Here is a 19,039-nt window from a genome sequence, read left to right as displayed (position 1 = left end):
AAGTACGTCCAGTACGAGGGCTTCCGGCCGGCACGCCGAGAGCACGCACCGGACGCCGCTCCTTGACGGGCAAACGTTGCCTGCCGGGGCACTAGTCGGGCAGCACCTCGATCGCTCCCAGCCGGGTGGCGGGCGCCACGGTGTCCGTCACGCTCACCGGGCCGCGCCCGTCGTGGCGGCGGCGGGCTCCGCGGCCGGCTCGGCGGCGGGAGCCGGCTCCTCGGCCTGCTTCTTGCCCGACAGCAGTGCGGCGACGGCCACCGCGCTCACCGCACAGGCGGCGGCGACGATCCACATCGTGGTGTGCAGTCCGCTGCTGTAGGCGTCCGCGGTGGCCTTCACCACGGCGTCCCGGGCACCGGCGGGCACCTGGGCGGCCGCGTCGGACAGGCTGCCCTGCAGGGCGCGCGAGGTCAGCTCGTCGGCGCCGCCGGGGTAGGCGGTCACCGCGCGGGAGTCCAGCGCGTTCTTGGTGAGCACGGTGACCAGCGCGCCCAGGCCCGCCATGGACACGGCGTCCGCGGTCAGGCGGACGGTGTTGAACATGCCGGCGGCCATGCCCATGCGCTCGGGCTCGACGGCCGAGACCGCCGCGCCGTCCAGGATGCCCAGCGAGATGCCGTAGCCGATGCCGAGGCAGAGCAGCGGACCGGCCAGCGCGAGCGTGGAGGAGCTGGGCTCGATCACGGTCAGCCAGGCGGCACCGACCGCCGAGAAGCACAGCAGCAGCACGAACAGGGCGCGCTGGGAGACCTTCTGCGCGGCCACGCCGGTGACGGCGGGCACCACCAGCGAGGGGCCGGTGAGCAGCAGCAGGGTCATGCCGATGCGGAAGGCGGACAGGCCGCTGGCGGAGGTGAAGTAGGGCGGCAGCACGATGACCAGCGCGACGAAGCTGAACGCCAGGACCAGCGGCACCAGGCACACGGCCAGGAAGCGCCGGTTGGCGAAGAGGCCGAGGTCGAACATGGGGTTGTCGCTGCGGCGCTCGATCACGACGAACACCGCCATCAGCACCACGAAGCCCGCCGGCGCGGCGAGGACGGCCGGGTCGCCCCAGCCACGAGCGGGGCCCTCGACCAGGGCCAGAACGAACAGCGCGATGCCGATGCTGAAGGCGAACGTGCCGCTCCAGTCGAAACGCTGACCACCGTTCGGCTTGGGGCTGGGCAGCATGGGGGTGGCCGGCAGCACCAGGGCGGAGGCGCCGGCCAGGACCAGGAAGACCGAGCGCCAGCCCCACAGGTTGACCAGCGCGCCGCCGAACATCGGGCCGAAGGCCAGGCCCGCGCCCAGGAACGTGCCGAAGAGCCCGAACGCCTTGGCGCGGGCGGCGTCGTCGAAGGACTGGGCCACGATGGCGGTGATCGAGGCGAGGGCCGCGCCACTGCCGAAGCCCGCGACGGCCCGTGCGAGGTCGAGCAGCAGGATGCTGTTCGACAGGCCCGAGACAGCCATCCAGAAGGCGAAGAAGGCCATGCCCCAGGTGAACATGCGACGGTGGCCGATCCGGTCGGCGAGCGAGCCCATCGCGGCCAGGCTGCTGGAGGCCGTGAGCATGTAGCCGTCCACCACCCACTGGGCGGCGGACAGGGAGCTGTGCAGGTCCGCGCTGATGTCGGGGACGGCGACGGAGGGTCCGGTGACCACGAGGGTCATCAGCGGGCCGACGACACACGCGGCGGCGAGTGTGGCCCGGGGGTTGCCCGTTGACACGGAGATTCCTCTTCTCTGGTGAGGGTGGGCGCTCTGGCAAGTGCGCAGCCAGGTAAGTGCGTCGCTTGAGACAGAACTCTGTCATAGATTAAGAGTCTGTGTGTTGCAGGTGTCAATAGCGTATGACAGAGGTCTGTGTAAGGATGTGACTCTGTCTTGGATGCGGGCACGGGAGAGGAAAGGCGGTGCGCACGGCGATGCGCGGGATACAACTGGGCGGCCAGGGCCGGAGCTTCGCGAGCGTCGGGCTCGGCTGCATGGGCATGTCGTGGGGGTACGACGAACTCGGCCGCGACGAGGCGGAGTCGATCGCCGTCGTCCACCGGGCCGTCGAGCTCGGCGTGGACCTGATCGACACCGCCGACCAGTACGGCCCCTTCACCAACGAACTCCTGGTCGGCAAGGCCCTGAAGGCCCTGAAGGAACGCCGGGACCAGGTGCTGCTGGCCACCAAGGGTGGCCTCGTCGTCGACGACCCGGCCACCTACCGCAGCCACCGCGACGGCCGCCCCGAGCATCTGCGCGCCGCCGTCGAGGCGAGCCTGACCCGGCTCGGGGTCGACCACATCGACCTCTACCAGCTCCACCGCATCGACCCCGAGGTCCCGGTGGAGGAGAGCTGGGGGGCGCTGTCCGAACTCGTCGCCGCCGGCAAGCTCGGTGCGCTCGGCCTCTCCGAGGCGTCCGTGGCGGAGATCCGGCGGGCGCAGGCCGTCCACCCGGTGGCCTCGGTGCAGAGCGAACTGTCGCTGTGGAGCCGCGAGTCGCTCGACAACGGCGTGGTGGAGTACTGCGGCGGCGAGGGCATCGCCTTCATCGCGTTCGCACCGCTGGGCCGCGGCTTCCTCTCGGGCCGCATCTCCTCCCCTGGGGACCTGCCGAAGGCCGACGGCCGGCACGGGCTCGCCCGCTACCAGCCCGAAGCCCTCACGGCCAACCAGGCGATCATCGGGCGGGTGCGCGAGGCGGCCGAGGAGACCGGGGCCTCCGTCGCCCAGGTGTCGCTCGCCTGGGTGCTGGCGCAGGGCGACCACGTGGCCGTGCTCCCCGGCACCAAGACCCGCCGCTACCTCGAGGAGAACATCGCCGCCGGCTCCCTGCGGCTGTCCCCCACCGCCCTGGAACGGCTCGCTGACCTCCCGGCGGCGGTCGGCGTCCGCTGACCCGCACTCCCACGCCGCCGGTCCTTGTCGCAGGCCCGTCACACCGGCTGGCGCCGGGTGCCCGCGGCCAGCCGGGCCGGAAGGACCTCCCAGCCCTCGTCCGCGGCGGTCCGCAGCATCGCCGGGTGGTCGCCGACCACCGTCGGGTGCCCGACGCGGCGCAGCATGGTCAGATCGCCGGGGTCGTCGCCGTAGGCGTGGCAGTCGGCCGGATCCGCGCCGAACCTCGCCAGCGCCTCCTGCATCGCGTCGCCCTTCGCGGGCCCGGACATCGCGTGCCGGATCGCCCCGGTCATCCGGCCCTGCGCGTCGATGCCCGGCTCGGCCGCTGTGAGCGGGAGGGCGGGTTCTGTGAGCGTGAGGGCAGATGCCGGGGTGCCTGAGGGCTGAGGGGTTCTCCACAAGCACGGAGTTGTCCACAGGGTGTGACGCGTTTCGGCCACCGGTTGTACCGTCTGCACGAGTTGATGTTCGAGCTGATCCGCGTGCGAGCGCGCGTGCGGGGTCTTCGGGGGAGGCGGTCGCGGTGACCGAGAGCGGTGCGGGAGTGGCGGAGACGGCCGAGCCGGCGGTGGCACCCCGGCTGCCCCGGATGCGCGGGTTCGCCGAGTGGCCGCCCCAGGGCTCGCCCAAGGAGGAGGGCAAGGCGCTGCGGGCGAGCGTGCCGCGCAGCGCACACCGCACCCTCGACCTGGACGGCGCCCGCCCGGACGCGGTCACCGCGGTCGAGGAGTCCAACACCGGCCGCATCCCCGAACTGACGCCGATACGCGTGGGCCGGATGGCGGCCACGCCGTTCGCCTTCCTGCGCGGTTCGGCCGGACTCATGGCCCACGACCTGGCCCGTACCCCCACGACCCGGATCGGCGCCCAGATATGCGGCGACGCGCACGCGGCCAACTTCGGCCTGTACGGCGACGCCCGCGGCGGCCTGGTCATCGACCTCAACGACTTCGACGAGACCGTGCACGGCCCCTGGGAGTGGGACCTGAAGCGGCTCGCCGCCTCACTGGTGCTGGCCGGGCGCGAAGCGGGCGCCGACGAGGACACCTGCCGCAAGGCGGCCAATGACGCGGCCGGCGCCTACCGGCGCACCATGCGGCTGCTGGCCAAGCTGTCGGTGCTGGACGCCTGGAACGCCATCGCGGACGAGGAACTGGTCTCCCACACCGACGCCCACGACCTGCTCGGCACGCTGGAGCGGGTCTCCGAGAAGGCACGCGCCAACACCAGCGGCCGGTTCGCGGCGAAGTCGACCGAGGAGGTGGCCGACGGCGGACGCCGCTTCGTCGACGCGCCCCCGGTGCTGCGCCGGATCCCGGACGCCGAGGCGGCCGCGGTGGCCGCGGCCCTGGAGCCGTACGTGGCGACGCTCTCCGAGGACCGGCTGCCCCTGCTGGCCCGGCACGCGGTGCACGACGTCGCCTTCCGGGTCGTCGGCACCGGCAGCGTGGGCACACGGTCCTACGTGGTGCTGCTCCTGGACCACCGCGGGCAGCCGCTGGTGCTCCAGGTGAAGGAGGCCCGCCCGTCCGCGCTGGTCCCGCACCTGGCCACGGCCGGCTTCGAGTCGGCGCCGGTGGAGCACGAGGGACGCCGGGTGGTCCTCGGCCAGAAGCGGATGCAGGTGGTCAGCGACATCCTGCTCGGCTGGACGACGGTCGACGGGCGGCCCTACCAGGTGCGCCAGTTCCGCAACCGCAAGGGCAGCGTCGACCCGGCCGCGCTCGCCGCCGACCAGGTCGACGACTACGGCCGGATGACCGGCGCCCTGCTGGCCCGCGCCCACGCCCACAGCGCCGACCCGCGCCTGATCGCCGGCTACTGCGGCAAGAACGAGGAGCTGGACGAGGCGATGGCCGACTTCGCCGTCGCCTACGCCGACCGCACCGAGGCGGACCACGCCGACCTGGTGGCGGCGGTGCGCTCCGGGCGGATCGCGGCCGAGATGGACGTGTGACGGCGGGGACGGGGAAAGCGAGGACCGAGGTGGTGGTGAGGTGAGGTACGTCGAGCTGACCGACGGCGAGAGCGGGGACCCGGGGTTCATCGACCCCCGGCCCTACCTCGACCGCCTGCCCGTACTCGCGGCCGAACTGCCGCCGGGTGCCCGCGCGTTCGCCACCGACCCCGGGCACTACGACTTCGGCGGCAAGCGCTGTGTGAAGGACCTGCGGCCCGAGCGGGTGCGCCGCACCGGTGACGGGGACGTCGAGATCCGCTTCCGGCACAACTGCTTCAAGCACGACGAGGACCTCCTCGTCCGCTACACCGGCGTCTCCCGCTTCCAGTCGGACGTCCTGGGCGTCTGCGACCCCGCCTCCCTCGGCGACGTGATCCTCGACGAGATCCTGCCGCACCCCGGCGGCTGCACCCACGAGCTGGCCTGCCGGCCCGGCACGCTCGTGGTCGCCTGCCGGGACCTGGAGGCCGAGTGGGTACCGGCCGACTGCCCGGACGCGTCACCGGCCGGCTGAGCCGGGGCGTCTCCGGGTGACGGGCTCCGGCCGTGGCCTAGGCTGGTCGGGTGACGACCCCGGAAGCTGAGCAGTCCCAGGCGCCGCGGCCCGAGGAACGGCTGGAACAGGCCGTGCGGGCCGCCGAGCAGGCGTTGATCGAGTACGAGATCGCCGTGGAGACGTTCCGCGTCGAGGTCGAGAACTTCTCCCGGCTGCACGAACAGAGGCTCGGCCCGCTCTACACCCGCATCGAGGAACTGGACGCGCTGATCGCCGAGGCGAAGGCCGCCCGCACCGGCGACCCCGAGGACATCCGCCGGGCCGAGGAGGCCCGCGCCCACGTGCTGCCCATCCCCGGCGTCGAGGAACTGCTGCACGGCTGGATGGACAGCGACGGCCTGTTCCCGGAGGCCGCCGCCATGCTCACCGACCAGGCGGTACGACCCCCCGAGCGGGTACGGCCCAGCGAAGAGTCCCGCAAGCTCTACCGCGACCTCGCCCGCAAGGCCCACCCCGACCTCGCTCAGGAGGAAGCGGAGCGGCAGCGGCGCGAGGAGTTCATCACCCGCGTCAACGCCGCCTACGCCCGCGGCGACGAGACCCTCCTCGCCGAACTGGCCGCGGAGTGGGCGGCGGGCCCGGTACCGCCCGAGCGGCGCCCCAGCCCCGCCGAGGAGCTGTACGCCCGCCTGGAATGGCTCACCCAGCGCAAGGAACTGCTCACGCTGGTCGCCCGCGAACTCGAGGACGGCGCGATCGCCGGCATGCTGCGCCTGGCCCCCGACGACCCCGACGCCCTGCTCGAGGAGATCGCCGCCCGCCTCCGCGCGGACATCGAGCAGCGGGAGACCACGCTGGCGGGCCTGCAGGGGCAGGAGTGAAGCCCGCCGTCGGTCGGGTAGCGTCGGGGACATGAGTTTCGGAGCTGTTGTGCCCACGGTCGAGGTCACGGACCTCAAGGACGACGACTTCCTGCTGGACGTCCGCGAGGACGAGGAGTGGGAGGCGGGCCACGCCGCGGGGGCGCTGCACATCCCCATGAGCGAGTTCGTCGCCCGGTACGGCGAGCTGACCGAGGCCGCCCCGCAGGACGGCCGCGTCCACGTGATCTGCCGCTCCGGCGGCCGCTCCGCCCAGGTCGCGATGTACCTGGGCCGGCAGGGCATCGACGCCGTGAACGTGGCCGGCGGCATGCAGGTCTGGGAGGCCACGGGCCGGCCGGTGGTCACCGACGCCGGGGCACCCGGCGTGGTCGTCTGACCCTCCCGCCGGGCGCGGTCAGCCGAGCGGGTGGGCCGCCAGCAGGTCCCCGAGCGTCTCCTCGTACGCCGCCGCCGGGCCCAGCGCCAGCTCCAGCTGCTTGGCCCAGGCGTGGTACCGGTGCAGCGGGTAGTCGGTGTCCGCGCCGAACCCGCCGTGCAGGTGCTGCGCCGTCTGCACCACGCGGCGCACGCCCTCCGCCGCCCAGATCTTCGCCACGGCGACGTCTCCGGCGGCGGGCAGCGCCCCCGGTGCGCCCGAGGCGATCCGCCAGGCCGCCTGCCACAGGGTGGCCTCCATGGCGCGCAGATCGATGTACCGGTCGGCGGCCTGGACGGCGACCGCCTGGAACGTCGCGATCGGATGGCCGAACTGCTCCCGCTTTCCGGTGTACTCACCGGTCATCCTCAGCACGCGCTCACCCAGCCCCAGGGCCAGCGCACAGGTGCCGGTGGCCAGCAGCGCGTGCAGCCACTCCCAGGCACCGTCGGCCTCGATCACATCACCCGCCCCGATCCGCACGGACCGCAGCCGCAGCTCGGCCAGCCGCTCCCCGCTGGTGGAGACCTGCTCCGCGAGCACCAGCCCGTCCTGCTCGCGCGGCACCACCGCGAGCACTGTCCGGTCGGCGTCGGTGTGCGCCGGCACGAGCACGAGGTCCGCGTCGTACGCCCACGGCACCGCCGTCTGTACCCCGTCCAGCACCCAGGCCGGCCCGTCCCGCCGCGCGGTGACGGCGAGCCCCGCCGGGTCGTGTCCGGTACGGCCGTGCGCGGCGACGGTCAGCACCAGCTCTCCGCGCCCCGCCCGGGCCAGCAGCCGCTCCCCCAACTCCTCGGCACCGTAGGCCTGTACGACCGCGGCCGCCGCGCTGTGCTCCAGCAGGGGCACCCTGGCGAGCACCCCGGCGGACTCGCGCAGCACCAGGCACAGCGCGATGGCGTCGAGCCCTGCCCCGCCGTACCGCTCGTCCAGCAGCAGGCCGGTCAGGTCCGCGCCGGCCAGCCGGGACCACAGCGCCCGGTCGAAGCCCTCGGCCACGGCACCGGCGGTGAGCGCCGGACTGGGCACCGCGTCCGGCGCCACCCCGGCGAACACCCCTCGCGCCGCCTCGGCCGCCGCCAACTGCTCCTCGCTGAAGGTGAAGTCCACGGCCTGTCCTCCCGGCGGGTCCGGTCATCTGACGGTTCGCCCGACACGTTCGTCTGACGGGTCGTCAAGATAGAACAGGTTCTAGAAGAAGGGAACGGGGCGGGAGCCGCCGCCGAGGCGCGCCTCAGCGGTCGAAGTCCAGCTCCACCTTCTCCGTGAGCGGATGCGACTGGCAGGCCAGCACATATCCGGCGTCCGTCTCCTCAGCCTCCAGCGCGAAGTTGCGGTCCATGCGTACCTCGCCCGAGACCAGGAAAGCCCGGCACGTTCCGCACACTCCGCCCTTGCAGGCGTAGGGCGCGTCGGGGCGGTTGCGCAGCACCGTCTCCAGCAGGGACTCGCCGTCCTGGACCGGCCAGGTGCCGCCGCGCCCGTCGAGCCGGGCGGTGACGGTGCTGTGCGCCGGTACCGGCACGCCGGCCGCCGGGGTCGCCCCCGCGTCCACGTGAAAGATCTCCTGGTGGACGCGGGCCCGGTCCACGCCCAGCTCGCGCAGTGCCTTCTCCGCGCCCTCGACCAGCCCGAACGGCCCGCACAGGAACCATCCCGCCACCTGGTCAACCGGCAGCAGCGCCGGCAGCAGCCCCGTGAGCCGCTCGCGGTCGAGCCGGCCGGAGGGCAGGCCCGCCTGCTGCTCCTCGCGGGAGAGCACGGTCACCAGCTGCAGCCGCTCCGGGTAGCGGTCCTTCAGATCGGCGGCCTCCTCCAGGAACATCGTCGACGCGGCCGTACGGTCGCTGCGTATCAGGCAGAACCGAGCCTCGGGCTCACGCGCCAGCAGCGTGGAGACGATCGACAGCACGGGGGTGATGCCGCTGCCGCCGACGATCGCCGCGTACAGGCCCGGTGCCGGTTCGAGGGTGAAGCGTCCGGCCGGGGTCATCACCTCCAGCTCGTCGCCGACGTTCACCTCCTTCAGCGCGTACGTGGAGAACGCGCCGCCCTCGACCAGCCGCACCCCCACCCGCAGGGTGTCCGGGCCCTCGCCGACGGGGTCGGGGGCCGGGGAGCAGATCGAGTACGTCCGCCGTATCTCGACGCCGTCCTCGCGCCGCCGCAGAGCGAGGTGCTGGCCGGGCGCGTGCCGGTACTCCCCGCGCAGCTCGGGCGGGACGGCGAGGGTGAGCGCGACGGAGTCGTCGGTGAGCCGGTCGACCGCGGCCACCGGGAGCGGGTGGAAGCGTGCCATCACAACTCCTTGAAGTGGTCGAACGGTTCACGGCAGGACAGGCAGCGGCGCAGCGCCTTGCAGGCGGTGGAGGAGAACCGGCTCAGCAGCTCGGTGTCCGCGGATCCGCAGTGCGGGCAGCGCACCGGGTCGGTGTCCTCGGCGAGGGTGCGGGTCGCGCCCAGGGTCAGCGTCACCGGTCCGGAGTCGTGGCGCACGCGCGGGGGAGCGATGCCGAACTCCTGGAGCTTGCGGCGGCCTTCGGGGGTGATGTCGTCGGTCGACCAGGCGGGGGTGAGCACCGTGCGGACGGTGACCTCGCGCACGCCGTGGGCGTGCAGCACCCGCTCGATGTCCGCGCTCATGGCCTCGATGGCGGGGCAGCCGGTGTAGGTCGGGGTCAGGTCGACCTCGACCGCGTCCGGGCCGCTGATGTGCACCGCGCGCACGACGCCCAGTTCCTGGAGCGTGAGCACGGGCAGTTCGGGGTCGGGCACCGAGCCGGCCAGCTCCAGCAGTTCCGTCTCCAGGGCGGTGGCGATCACCATGACGCCCCCGGGTGGCTGCGGTGCAGGTGCTGCATCTCGGCGAGCATCCGCCCGAACGGCTCGGTGTGCAGGCCCTGCCGGCCGGCGCCCGCCGACCACGCGCCGGTGCGCGGCCCCTCGGGGACGGTCAGGGTGGCCCGGCCGAGGATGTCCGTCACGGACCGCAGCCACTGGGCCTCCATGCCCGCCCAGTCGGCGTCCAGGCCTTCCACCGGCTGGAACATCTCCCCGGTGAACCGCCACAGCGCCTCGCAGGCCCCCTGCATCCGCTCCCGGCTCGTCTCGGTGCCGTCGCCGAGCCGCAGCGTCCACAGCTCGGCGTGGTCGCGGTGGTAGGCGACCTCCTTGACGGCCTTCGCGGCCAACGGTGCGAAGGGGCCGTCGGCCGCGGCCAGTTCGGTGTAGAGCAACTGCTGGTAGGTGGAGAAGTACAGCTGGCGGGCGATGGTGTGCGCGAAGTCGCCGTTGGGCTGCTCGACGAGCTGGAGGTTGCGGAAGGAACGCTCCTCGCGCAGGTAGGCCAGCTCGTCCTCGTCGCCTGCCATCGACAGCAGCACCCGAGCCTGGCCGAGCAGGTCGAGGGCGATGTTGGCGAGGGCGACCTCCTCCTCCAGGACGGGGGCGTGCCCGGCCCACTCCCCCAGGCGGTGGGAGAGCACCAGGGCGTCGTCGCCGAGGGCGAGGGCGGCGGTCGCGGGGACGGTCGCGGTCACAGGTGCTTCACCCCTTCCGGGATCTCGTAGAAGGTCGGGTGCCGGTAGGGCTTGTCGGCGGCCGGCTCGAAGAACGGGTCCTTCTCGTCGGGCGAGGACGCGGTGATCGCGGCGGCCGGGACGACCCAGATCGAGACGCCCTCGCCGCGCCGGGTGTACAGGTCGCGGGCGTTGCGCAGGGCCAGCTCCGCGTCCGGTGCGTGCAGGCTGCCGGCGTGGGTGTGGGAGAGGCCGCGCCGGGAGCGCACGAAAACCTCCCACAGGGGCCAGTCGGTGTTGGTCATGCCTGCTTCGCTCCCGTCTCACCAGTGTGCTTGGCCGCGTAGGCCGCGGCGGCTTCCCGTACCCATGCGCCCTCGGCGTGGGCGTTTCTGCGCTGGGTGATCCGCTGCTCGTTGCAGGGGCCGTTGCCCTTGAGGACCTCCCAGAACTCCGTCCAGTCGATCGCGCCGAAGTCGTGCTGCCCTCGCTCCTCGTTCCACCGCAGGTCCGGGTCGGGGAGGGTCAGGCCCAGGGATTCGGCCTGCGGGACGCAGATGTCGACGAAGCGCTGGCGCAGCTCGTCGTTCGAGTGGCGCTTGATCTTCCACTCCATGGACTGCGCGGAGTGCTGCGATTCGTCGTCGGGCGGGCCGAACATCATCAGCGAGGGCCACCACCAGCGGTTCACCGCGTCCTGCGCCATCGCGTGCTGCTCCTCGGTGCCCTTGCTGAGGGCCAGCAGCAGCTCGTATCCCTGGCGCTGGTGGAAGGACTCCTCCTTGCAGATCCGCACCATGGCGCGCGCGTACGGGCCGTAGGAGCAGCGGCACAGGGGGACCTGGTTGGTGATCGCGGCGCCGTCCACCAGCCAGCCGATCGCGCCGACGTCGGCCCAGGTCAGGGTGGGGTAGTTGAAGATCGAGGAGTACTTCTGGCGGCCGCTGTGCAGCTTGTCGAGCAGCTCGTCGCGGCTGGTGCCGAGGGTCTCGGCCGCGCTGTACAGGTACAGGCCGTGCCCGGCCTCGTCCTGGACCTTGGCCATCAGGATCGCCTTGCGGCGCAGGCTGGGCGCGCGGGTGATCCAGTTGGCCTCCGGCTGCATGCCGATGATCTCGGAGTGCGCGTGCTGGGCGATCTGCCGGACCAGGGTCGCGCGGTAGGCGTCGGGCATCCAGTCGCGGGGCTCGATGCGTTCGTCGGCGGCCACGGCCGCGTCGAAGGCGCGCTCGAACTCCGCCGTGTCGCCGACGGTGGTCCGTGCGCCGTCCGCGTCTGTGCGGGCCGTGCGGTGCGCGGCTGCTGTGGCCATGCGGTCCCCCTGACGTCGGGCTCTCCTTGAACACGGTCCCGACCGATCGTTCGGTCCGTGCGCAATCAATGGTGTGCCGGGCCGCTGCGGGTGTCAACCGCTGTGGAAAACCTTGCCCGCCGCCTGTGGATAACCGTGTGCGGGCGGCACGGCGTGGCGAGGGCCACTGACCCGGGCCGTACCCGGGGCTGCGCCGAACGCCCGGTGCTGAGTACCGTTCCGTGCGAGTGCCGAGGAGCGGCGCTCGGGAAGAACGCGGCGCCTGTGGCGGTGCCGGGACGACCGAGTGGAAGCGGGGGACGGGGCGGAATGGACGCGTACGACGAGGACTCGCAGGCCCTGCGGGGGCCCGACGGGTCGACCGGGGCGCGTCGCCCGCCGGGCGCCGAAGACCGCGGGGATCCCGCCCGGGAGGCCTTGGGAGACCCCGACGCCTCCCCGGCTCCCAGCTCCCCGCCCCCGGCACCCCGCACCGGCGTCGCCGCCCTCTCCCCCCGCTACCAGGTCGGCGCCGCGGTGGCGCTCGCGGTGGTGGCCGTCGCCGCCTGTGTGCATCTGGGCATGGTGTTCCTGAGCCTCGCGCCGGCGAACACGGTGACCAAGCAGCACGGCAAGGCGATAGAGGAGTGGGTGTACCCGGAGTTCGAGCAGAACTGGAAGCTGTTCGCCCCGAACCCGCTGCAGCAGAACATCGCCGTCCAGGTGCGCGCCGAGGTGCGGATGAAGAACGGCGGCCTGCGCACCACCGGCTGGACCGACCTCTCCGCCCAGGACGGTGCCGCCATCGACGGCAGCCTGGTTCCCAGCCACACCGAGCAGAACGAGCTGCGCCGCGGCTGGGACTTCTTCGTCGCCACGCACGGCACCGACAACCGGCCCGTGGGCATGCGCGGCGCGCTCTCCGAGCAGTACGTGCGCCGGATCGTGGTGATGCGCATGTACCGGAACGACCCGATCAGCAGGGAGGGCGTCATCCAGCGCGTGCAGGTCCGCTCCAGCACCACCAATGTGCAGCCGCCGAAGTGGAGCCGCGAGAAGATCTCCGACAAGCCCGTCTACCGGCTGCTGCCGTGGTGGACGGTGCCCGCCGACGAGGCCGGCGGAGGTGTGCGGTGAACCGTCTGTCCCTGACGCTCTCGCGCGGCATCGCCCGCGTCACCGAGTCGGCGCTCGGCCCGTACCAGAGCGCCGTCATCCGCATCGGCTTCGCCACGACCTGGCTGCTGTTCCTGCTGCGCGAGTTCCCGCACCGTCAGGAGCTGTACGGTCCCGACGGCCCCTGGGGCTGGGACCTCGCCCAGCAGCTGATCTCCGACAACCACGCCTTCACGGCCCTGATGTGGTCCGACGGACAGGCCTGGTTCGAGACCGTCTACCTGCTGGCGATCCTCGCCGGCGCGGCCCTGCTGCTGGGCTGGCGCACCCGGACCGCCTCCGTGCTGTTCATGGTCGGTGTGCTGTCGCTGCAGAACCGCAGCGTCTTCGTCGGTGACGGTGGCGACAACGTCCTGCACCTGATGTCCATCTACCTGGTGTTCACGCGCTGCGGCCAGGTCTGGTCGCTGGACGCGCGCCGGGCGGCCCGCGGCGAGGCGGCACGCGCCCGAGGCGAGCAGGTCCGCCCCGACCGGGTGGGACCGGTGCTGTGGGCGGTCCTCGGGCTCGCCCTCGGCGCTGTGACGCTGGCCGGCCGGTTCGGCAGCGGCTGGCTGGTGCCCGCGCTGCTGTGGACGGCGTGGGTGGGGCTCGGCCTGTGGTGGGCGGTGCGGCGCTGGGTGAAGTCGCAGGAGCCGCGGATCCTGCTGGACGTGATCGCCAACATCCTGCACAACGGCGCCCTGGTGGTGATCATGGCGGAGGCCTGCCTGATCTACGCCACCGCCGGCTGGTACAAGATCCAGGGCTCGCGCTGGCAGGACGGCACCGCCGTCTACTACCCGCTCCACCTGGACTACTTCTCGCCCTGGCCGGGCCTGGCCGACCTGATGTCCGCCAGCGGCACGATCATGATGATCGTGGCCTACGGGACGGTCATGGTGCAGGTCGCCTTCCCGTTCACGCTGTTCAACCGGCGGGTCAAGAACGTCCTGCTGGTGCTGATGATGACCGAGCACGCCGTGATCGCGGTCGTCCTCGGCCTGCCGTTCTTCTCGCTGGCCATGATCACCGCGGACGCGGTCTTCCTGCCGACGTCCTTCCTGCTGCTGCTCGGCGGCTGGGCGGCACGCGCGTGCGGACGTCCGGTGCGGCGCGGCGACGGGGACCGTACGGTGCCGCCGCAGCGCACCCCGGAGGAGAGCACCCCGGGACGCGTAGGGTTCACGGCATGACCGACCCCGTGACCCGGTGGCGCGAGCGCGCCGGCGGCGCCGTGCTGCTCGACGGCTTCCACGCCCTCAAGCACGCACTGCGCTTCGGCGCGGAGGTGCCGGTCGCGGTCACCACCGACCGGCCGGCGGCGCTCGCTCTCGCCGGGGAACTGGCCGGGGACGTCCGGGACACGCTGGACGCGCTCCTGATTGAGGTGCCGCAGGAGACGTACGCCTCGCTCGTGCCGCGCCCCCATCCGACGGGCGTGGCCGCCCTGGCCGTACGGCCGTCCCGCGAGGCCAATCTGCGGGTGCTCGCCCGCACGCCCCGTACCGCGCCGATCGTGGTCCTCGACAACCCGCGCAACCTCGGCAACGCCGGGGCCGTGATCCGGCTGGCCGCCGGTTTCGGGGCGACCGGAGTGGTCACCACGGGCACCCTCGACCCCTGGCACCCCACCGTGGTGCGCGGCGGAGCGGGCCTGCACTTCGCGACCGCCGTGGAACGGCTCGAGGTCGAGGAGCTGCCCGCCGGGCCGCTGTTCGCCCTCGACCCGGAGGGCGACGACATCCGGGGCACCAAGCTGCCGGACGACGCCGTGCTGGCGTTCGGGTCGGAGCGCAGTGGCCTGTCGGCCGAGCTGCGCGCGCGTGCCGACCATCTGCTGGCACTGCCGATGCGCCCCCAGGTCTCCAGCTACAACCTGGCCACGAGCGTGGCCATGACGCTGTACCACTGGAGTGCGACCGGGGGCGCACCCACGGCTTCCTAGGCCTCCCGGCGGACCTCCACCACCCGGAAGCGGTTGGCCACGAACGCGCCGTCGGTGAGGGCCGCGTTCGCCGCCGGGTTGCCGCCCGAGCCGTGGAAGTCGGAGAAGGCGGCCGTCTGGTTCACGTACACCCCGCCGATCAGGTTGAAGGACAGCTGGGCGGCCTCCTCCAGGCAGACCTCCTCGATGGCCCGCGCGACGTCCTGGTCGATGGTGTAGGCGCCGACCGTCATGGCGCCCTTGTCGCGGACCGTGCGGCGCAGCAGCTCGACCGCGTCGGTCGCCGAGTCGACCGCGACGGCGAAGGAGACGGGGCCGAAGCACTCGCTCATGTAGGCGGCCTCGTCGTCCGGCTTGGCGCCGTCCAGCTTGACGATCACCGGGGTGCGGACGACCGCGCCCGGGAACTCCGGGTTGCTGATCTCGCGCGAGGCCAGGGCGACCTCACCGAGGCCGGCCGCCGCCTCCAGGCGGGCCTTGACGTCCGGGTTGACGATCGCTCCCAGCAGGGCGTTGGCGCGGGCGTCGTCGCCGAGCAGGCCGTCGACCGCGCGGGCGAGGTCGGCGGTCACCTCGTCGAAGGTCTTGGGGCCCTCGTCGGTGCGGATGCCGTCGCGCGGGACGAGCAGGTTCTGCGGGGTGGTGCACATCTGGCCGCTGTACAGGGACAGCGAGAAGGCCAGGTTGGACAGCATGCCCTTGTAGTTGTCGGTCGACTCCACGACGACCGTGTTGACGCCGGCCTTCTCCGTGTAGACCTGCGCCTGGCGGGCGTTGGCCTCCAGCCAGTCACCGAAGGACGTCGAGCCGGTGTAGTCGATGATCCGGATCTCGGGGCGGGTGGCGAGCGTCTTGGCGATGCCCTCGCCGGGGCGCTCGGCGGTGAGCGCGACCAGGTTCGGGTCGAAGCCCGCCTCGGTGAGGACCTGCCGGGCGACCTGCACGGTCAGCGCGAGCGGCAGCACCGCGCGCGGGTGGGGCTTGACCAGGACCGCGTTACCGGTCGCCAGAGAGGCGAACAGGCCCGGGTAGCCGTTCCAGGTCGGGAAGGTGTTGCAGCCGATGACCAGGCCGATGCCACGCGGGACCGGCGTGAACTGCTTGGTCAGCGCCAGCGGGTCGCGCTTGCCCTGCGGCTTGGTCCACTCGGCCGTCTCGGGCGTGCGGACCTGCTCCACGTACGCGTACGCCACCGCTTCGAGACCGCGGTCCTGGGCGTGCGGGCCGCCCGCCTGGAACGCCATCATGAAGGCCTGTCCGCTGGTGTGCATGACCGCGTGCGCGAACTCGTGCGTCCGGTCGCTGATCCGCTTCAGGATCTCCAGGCAGACCACCGCACGGGTCTCCGCGCCCGCGTCCCGCCAGGCGCGCTGTCCGGCCTTCATCGCGGGCAGGAGCACGTCGACGTCCGCGTGCGGGTAGGTCACGCCCAGCTCGATGCCGTACGGCGAGACCTCGCCGCCGACCCAGTCGTCGGTGCCGGGCTGACCGAGGTCGATGCGGGTGCCGAGGAGGGCGTCGAAGGCGGCCTTGCCCGCCGCCGCGTCCAGGCTGCCGTGTTCGCCGTACGCCTTCGGGTGCTCGGGGTGCGGGGACCAGAACGCGCGCGTGCGGATCGCTTCCAGGGCCTGGTCGAGAGTGGGCCGGTGCTTCGCGATCAACTCGTGCGCGGTCAGTTCGGCGGCCATGTGGGACCAACTCCTCGTCTGGAGAACTCTTCGTCGAGTTCATGACCTGGGTGGAAACAGAGGCGGGAAAAGGCGGTCAGAGCTAGAGTAACCGAACGATCGGTCGGGACAAGGGGGCCTGCCGCATCTGTGGACAACGTCGTGCGGGAGGATCGCGCACATGACAGCACTCGACCTCAGCAGCCCCGTGGCCGTCGTCGGCACCGGCACCATGGGCCAGGGCATCGCCCAGGTCGCTCTGGTCGCCGGCCACCCGGTGCGGCTCTACGACGCCGTGCCCGGGCGGGCCCGGGAGGCGGCCGAAGCGATCGGCGCCCGGCTCGACCGGCTCGTGGCGAAGGACCGGCTCACCACCGCCGACCGGGACGCGGCCCGCGCCCGGCTCACGCCCGCGGACAGCCTCGCCGAGCTGTCCGACTGCGCGCTGGTCGTCGAGGCCGTCCTGGAGCGGCTGGACATCAAGCAGCAGCTCTTCGGCCAGCTGGAGGAGATCGTCGCCGACGACTGCCTGCTCGCCACCAACACCTCGTCCCTGTCGGTGACGGCCATCGGCGGCGCCCTCGCCAACCCCGGCCGCTTCGTGGGCCTGCACTTCTTCAACCCGGCCCCGCTGCTGCCGCTGGTCGAGGTCGTCTCCGGGTTCGCCACCGACGTCACGTCGGCCACGCGCGCGTACGAGACGGCACGCGCCTGGGGCAAGACGCCGGTGGCCTGCGCCGACACCCCGGGCTTCATCGTCAACCGGATCGCCCGGCCGTTCTACGCCGAGGCCTTCGCCGTCTACGAGGCCCAGGCCGCCGATCCGGTCACCATCGACGCCGTCCTGCGCGAGTCGGGCGGTTTCCGGATGGGCGCGTTCGAGCTGACCGACCTGATCGGGCAGGACGTCAACGAGTCCGTCACCCACTCGGTGTGGCAGTCCTTCTTCCAGGACGTCCGGTTCACGCCCTCGCTGGCCCAGCGACGGCTGGTCGAGTCCGGGCGGCTGGGCCGCAAGAGCGGGCACGGCTGGTACGACTACGCCGAGGGCGCCGAGCGCCCCGAGCCGCACACGGCCGAGAAGGAGCGGCCGCCCGCGTACGTCGTCGCCGAGGGCGGCCTGGGCCCGGCGGCCGAACTGCTCACGCTGGTCCGTGAGGCGGGCATCGAGGTCCGCGAGGAGGACGAGGACAACGGCACCCGCCTGGTGCTGCCGAGTGGCGGCCAGCTGGTCCTCGCCGACGGCCAGACCTCCGTGGAGTTCCGCGACGTCGTCTACTTCGACCTCGCCCTCGACTACCGCAAGGCCACCCGCATCGCCCTGTCCGCCTCCCAGGACACCGCGCCGCAGACCCTCGCCGAGGCGATCGGCCTCTTCCAGGCGCTCGGCAAGGAGGTGAGCGTCATCGGAGACATCCCCGGCATGATCGTCGCCCGCACCGTCGCCCGGATCGTGGACCTCGCGCACGACGCCGTCGCCAAGGGCGTGGCCACCGAGGAGGACATCGACACCGCGATGCGCCTCGGCGTCAACTACCCGCTGGGCCCATTCGAATGGAGCCGCAGGCTCGGCCGCGGCTGGGCCTACGACCTGCTGGACGACCTGCACCTGCGCGACCCCTCCGGCCGGTACGCGCCGTCCCTCGCGCTCTACCGGCACGCGTACGCCACCGACAAGCGGGAGGGCACCTCATGACGACCGCCAAGCGCGACACGTACACCCCCGAGACGCTGCTCTCCGTCGCCGTCCAGGTCTTCAACGAGCGCGGCTACGACGGCACCTCCATGGAGCACCTGTCCAAGGCGGCCGGCATCTCCAAGTCGTCCATCTACCACCACGTCAGCGGCAAGGAGGAACTGCTGCGCCGGGCCGTCAGCCGGGCGCTGGACGGCCTGTTCGGGATCCTCGAGGAGGAGCACGCGCGCGTGGGGCGCCCCGTGGAGCGCCTGGAGCACGTCGTGCGGCGCACGGTCGAGGTGCTCATATCCGAGCTGCCCTACGTCACGCTGCTGCTGCGCGTGCGCGGCAACACCGAGACCGAGCGCTGGGCCCTCGAGCGGCGCCGCGACTTCGACCACCGGGTCGCCGAGCTGCTGAAGGCCGCGGCCGCCGACGGTGACGTACGCGGCGACGTGGAGGTGCGGCTGGCCACCCGGCTGGTCTTCGGAATGGTCAACTCCGTCGTGGAGTGGTACCGGCCCGACACCCGCGGCGCCAGCGGCCGCGAGGTGGCCGACGCGGTGGTCCTGCTGGCCTTCGCGGGCCTGCGGCAGAACTGAACTCAGGTCGGCTCCAGGTCCTCCTCCTCGAACACCAGCAGGGTGCGGGTGCTGAGCACCTCGGGGATCGCCTGGAGCCGGGTGAGCACCAGCTCGCGCAGCGCCCTGTTGTCGGGCGTGTGCACCAGGAGCAGGACGTCGAAGTCACCGCCCACCAGAGCGATGTGGGAGGCGCCGGGCAGCTGCCTGAGGTGCTCACGAACCGTGCGCCACGTGTTCTGGACGATCTTCAGCGTGACGTACGCCGACGTGCCGTGCCCTGCCCGCTCGTGGTCGACGCGGGCACTGAACCCCCTGATCACGCCGTCCTCGACGAGACGGTTGATGCGCGCGTAGGCGTTGGCGCGGGAGACGTGTACACGCTCGGCGACGGACCGTATCGAGGCGCGGCCGTCCGACTGCAGGATCTTCAGGATGTCCTGGTCTATCGCGTCCAGCGGACGCGGCGGCAGCACGCCGTCCTGCGGTCCGTCGGCCATTTGTTCAGCTGCCATGTCCCCCCGCTTCATCGCCGTGGACGTCCTGCGTTCATTGCAGGTT

The 19,039-nt window shown here is 72.5% G+C and carries 20 protein-coding genes; 10 read left to right on the top strand and 10 right to left on the bottom strand.

Annotated elements, in window-relative coordinates:
• Nucleotides 1-153: 153 nt before the first annotated feature.
• A complete protein-coding gene (locus ACWC5O_RS10555; RefSeq protein WP_450581314.1) occupies nt 154-1,716 on the bottom strand; it encodes an MFS transporter in 1,563 nt (520 codons plus the stop codon).
• 185 nt (nt 1,717-1,901) lie between these two features.
• On the opposite strand from ACWC5O_RS10555, the gene ACWC5O_RS10550 reads away from it, so the two are divergent.
• Nucleotides 1,902-2,879 (top strand): aldo/keto reductase, encoded by a 978-nt coding sequence (locus ACWC5O_RS10550; RefSeq protein ID WP_450581312.1) that lies wholly within the window; start codon nt 1,902-1,904, stop codon nt 2,877-2,879.
• Nucleotides 2,880-2,917: 38 nt separating this feature from the next.
• Here ACWC5O_RS10550 and ACWC5O_RS10545 read toward each other — a convergent pair whose 3' ends face one another.
• Nucleotides 2,918-3,175: an HAD hydrolase family protein gene (locus ACWC5O_RS10545; RefSeq protein WP_450581311.1), complete on the bottom strand. Its 258-nt coding sequence runs from the start codon at nt 3,173-3,175 to the stop codon at nt 2,918-2,920.
• A gap of 230 nt (nt 3,176-3,405) precedes the next feature.
• Between ACWC5O_RS10545 and ACWC5O_RS10540 the strand changes: the two genes are divergently transcribed.
• The 4 genes from ACWC5O_RS10540 to ACWC5O_RS10525 are packed head-to-tail and all read left to right on the top strand — an operon-like array spanning nt 3,406 to nt 6,598.
• Nucleotides 3,406-4,839 carry a DUF2252 domain-containing protein gene (locus tag ACWC5O_RS10540; RefSeq protein WP_450581309.1) on the top strand — a complete coding sequence of 478 codons (1,434 nt, stop codon included), beginning with the start codon at nt 3,406-3,408 and terminating at the stop codon, nt 4,837-4,839.
• A gap of 40 nt (nt 4,840-4,879) precedes the next feature.
• A complete protein-coding gene (locus tag ACWC5O_RS10535) occupies nt 4,880-5,356 on the top strand; it encodes a hypothetical protein (RefSeq protein ID WP_450581307.1) in 477 nt (158 codons plus the stop codon).
• A gap of 50 nt (nt 5,357-5,406) precedes the next feature.
• Complete coding sequence (locus tag ACWC5O_RS10530; protein WP_450581305.1) at nt 5,407-6,219, top strand: hypothetical protein; 813 nt, start codon at nt 5,407-5,409, stop codon at nt 6,217-6,219.
• Nucleotides 6,220-6,268: 49 nt separating this feature from the next.
• The gene (locus ACWC5O_RS10525) at nt 6,269-6,598 is read left to right on the top strand and encodes a rhodanese-like domain-containing protein (RefSeq protein ID WP_450581598.1); all 330 of its coding nucleotides are present in this window, start codon (nt 6,269-6,271) and stop codon (nt 6,596-6,598) included.
• An 18-nt stretch (nt 6,599-6,616) separates the two neighbouring features.
• Here the strand turns inward: ACWC5O_RS10525 and ACWC5O_RS10520 are convergent, their stop codons facing one another.
• From ACWC5O_RS10520 to paaA, 6 genes are all read right to left on the bottom strand, one after another.
• Nucleotides 6,617-7,750 (bottom strand): acyl-CoA dehydrogenase family protein, encoded by a 1,134-nt coding sequence (locus tag ACWC5O_RS10520; protein ID WP_450581304.1) that lies wholly within the window; start codon nt 7,748-7,750, stop codon nt 6,617-6,619.
• Between the two features lie 124 nt (nt 7,751-7,874).
• Nucleotides 7,875-8,939 (bottom strand): 2Fe-2S iron-sulfur cluster-binding protein, encoded by a 1,065-nt coding sequence (locus ACWC5O_RS10515; protein WP_450581302.1) that lies wholly within the window; start codon nt 8,937-8,939, stop codon nt 7,875-7,877.
• Nucleotides 8,939-9,466 (bottom strand): 1,2-phenylacetyl-CoA epoxidase subunit PaaD, encoded by a 528-nt coding sequence (gene paaD / locus ACWC5O_RS10510; protein ID WP_450581300.1) that lies wholly within the window; start codon nt 9,464-9,466, stop codon nt 8,939-8,941. Before paaD ends, ACWC5O_RS10515 begins: the two co-directional genes overlap by 1 nt.
• Entirely contained in the window at nt 9,460-10,179 is a 720-nt protein-coding gene (paaC, locus tag ACWC5O_RS10505; RefSeq protein ID WP_450581298.1) for a 1,2-phenylacetyl-CoA epoxidase subunit PaaC, read from the bottom strand. The genes paaD and paaC overlap by 7 nt, the downstream gene beginning before the upstream one ends.
• The gene (gene paaB, locus ACWC5O_RS10500) at nt 10,176-10,463 is read right to left on the bottom strand and encodes a 1,2-phenylacetyl-CoA epoxidase subunit PaaB (protein ID WP_094218582.1); all 288 of its coding nucleotides are present in this window, start codon (nt 10,461-10,463) and stop codon (nt 10,176-10,178) included. Before paaB ends, paaC begins: the two co-directional genes overlap by 4 nt.
• Nucleotides 10,460-11,470 (bottom strand): 1,2-phenylacetyl-CoA epoxidase subunit PaaA, encoded by a 1,011-nt coding sequence (gene paaA, locus ACWC5O_RS10495; protein ID WP_450581296.1) that lies wholly within the window; start codon nt 11,468-11,470, stop codon nt 10,460-10,462. Before paaA ends, paaB begins: the two co-directional genes overlap by 4 nt.
• 309 nt (nt 11,471-11,779) lie before the next feature.
• Between paaA and ACWC5O_RS10490 the strand changes: the two genes are divergently transcribed.
• Genes ACWC5O_RS10490 through ACWC5O_RS10480 form a run of 3 tightly spaced genes read left to right on the top strand, consistent with a single transcriptional unit; the run spans nt 11,780 to nt 14,552 of the window.
• Nucleotides 11,780-12,586 (top strand): DUF5819 family protein, encoded by an 807-nt coding sequence (locus tag ACWC5O_RS10490; RefSeq protein ID WP_450581294.1) that lies wholly within the window; start codon nt 11,780-11,782, stop codon nt 12,584-12,586.
• Nucleotides 12,583-13,800: an HTTM domain-containing protein gene (locus ACWC5O_RS10485; RefSeq protein ID WP_450581293.1), complete on the top strand. Its 1,218-nt coding sequence runs from the start codon at nt 12,583-12,585 to the stop codon at nt 13,798-13,800. The genes ACWC5O_RS10490 and ACWC5O_RS10485 overlap by 4 nt, the downstream gene beginning before the upstream one ends.
• Nucleotides 13,797-14,552 (top strand): TrmH family RNA methyltransferase, encoded by a 756-nt coding sequence (locus tag ACWC5O_RS10480; protein WP_450581291.1) that lies wholly within the window; start codon nt 13,797-13,799, stop codon nt 14,550-14,552. Before ACWC5O_RS10485 ends, ACWC5O_RS10480 begins: the two co-directional genes overlap by 4 nt.
• Here the strand turns inward: ACWC5O_RS10480 and paaN are convergent.
• Nucleotides 14,549-16,240 (bottom strand): phenylacetic acid degradation protein PaaN, encoded by a 1,692-nt coding sequence (gene paaN, locus ACWC5O_RS10475; RefSeq protein WP_450581289.1) that lies wholly within the window; start codon nt 16,238-16,240, stop codon nt 14,549-14,551. The two genes, ACWC5O_RS10480 and paaN, sit on opposite strands and share 4 nt — an antisense overlap.
• A gap of 160 nt (nt 16,241-16,400) precedes the next feature.
• Here paaN and ACWC5O_RS10470 point away from each other — a divergent pair, with 160 nt between their 5' ends.
• Nucleotides 16,401-17,915 (top strand): 3-hydroxyacyl-CoA dehydrogenase, encoded by a 1,515-nt coding sequence (locus tag ACWC5O_RS10470; protein ID WP_450581287.1) that lies wholly within the window; start codon nt 16,401-16,403, stop codon nt 17,913-17,915.
• Nucleotides 17,912-18,499 (top strand): TetR/AcrR family transcriptional regulator, encoded by a 588-nt coding sequence (locus tag ACWC5O_RS10465; protein WP_450581285.1) that lies wholly within the window; start codon nt 17,912-17,914, stop codon nt 18,497-18,499. Before ACWC5O_RS10470 ends, ACWC5O_RS10465 begins: the two co-directional genes overlap by 4 nt.
• 2 nt (nt 18,500-18,501) lie before the next feature.
• Here ACWC5O_RS10465 and ACWC5O_RS10460 read toward each other — a convergent pair whose 3' ends face one another.
• On the bottom strand, nt 18,502-18,978 hold the full coding sequence (locus ACWC5O_RS10460) for an Lrp/AsnC family transcriptional regulator (protein WP_450581596.1): 477 nt from the start codon (nt 18,976-18,978) through the stop codon (nt 18,502-18,504).
• Between the last annotated feature and the right edge of the window lie 61 nt (nt 18,979-19,039).

This window comes from Streptomyces sp. NPDC001450 (assembly GCF_053597295.1).
This window is presented reverse-complemented; position numbering and strand designations above follow the sequence as displayed.

What these genes read in the sequence shown, in the direction of transcription:
- ACWC5O_RS10545 (WP_450581311.1), bottom strand. Translation starts at nt 3,175, where the DNA reads ATGACCGGGGCGATCCGGCACGCGATGTCCGGGCCCGCGAAGGGCGAC.
- ACWC5O_RS10515 (WP_450581302.1), bottom strand. Translation starts at nt 8,939, where the DNA reads ATGGCACGCTTCCACCCGCTCCCGGTGGCCGCGGTCGACCGGCTCACC.
- paaD (WP_450581300.1), bottom strand. Translation starts at nt 9,466, where the DNA reads ATGGTGATCGCCACCGCCCTGGAGACGGAACTGCTGGAGCTGGCCGGC.
- paaB (WP_094218582.1), bottom strand. Translation starts at nt 10,463, where the DNA reads ATGACCAACACCGACTGGCCCCTGTGGGAGGTTTTCGTGCGCTCCCGG.
- paaA (WP_450581296.1), bottom strand. Translation starts at nt 11,470, where the DNA reads ATGGCCACAGCAGCCGCGCACCGCACGGCCCGCACAGACGCGGACGGC.
- ACWC5O_RS10490 (WP_450581294.1), top strand. Translation starts at nt 11,780, where the DNA reads ATGGACGCGTACGACGAGGACTCGCAGGCCCTGCGGGGGCCCGACGGG.
- ACWC5O_RS10480 (WP_450581291.1), top strand. Translation starts at nt 13,797, where the DNA reads ATGACCGACCCCGTGACCCGGTGGCGCGAGCGCGCCGGCGGCGCCGTG.
- paaN (WP_450581289.1), bottom strand. Translation starts at nt 16,240, where the DNA reads ATGGCCGCCGAACTGACCGCGCACGAGTTGATCGCGAAGCACCGGCCC.
- ACWC5O_RS10470 (WP_450581287.1), top strand. Translation starts at nt 16,401, where the DNA reads ATGACAGCACTCGACCTCAGCAGCCCCGTGGCCGTCGTCGGCACCGGC.
- ACWC5O_RS10465 (WP_450581285.1), top strand. Translation starts at nt 17,912, where the DNA reads ATGACGACCGCCAAGCGCGACACGTACACCCCCGAGACGCTGCTCTCC.
- ACWC5O_RS10460 (WP_450581596.1), bottom strand. Translation starts at nt 18,978, where the DNA reads ATGGCCGACGGACCGCAGGACGGCGTGCTGCCGCCGCGTCCGCTGGAC.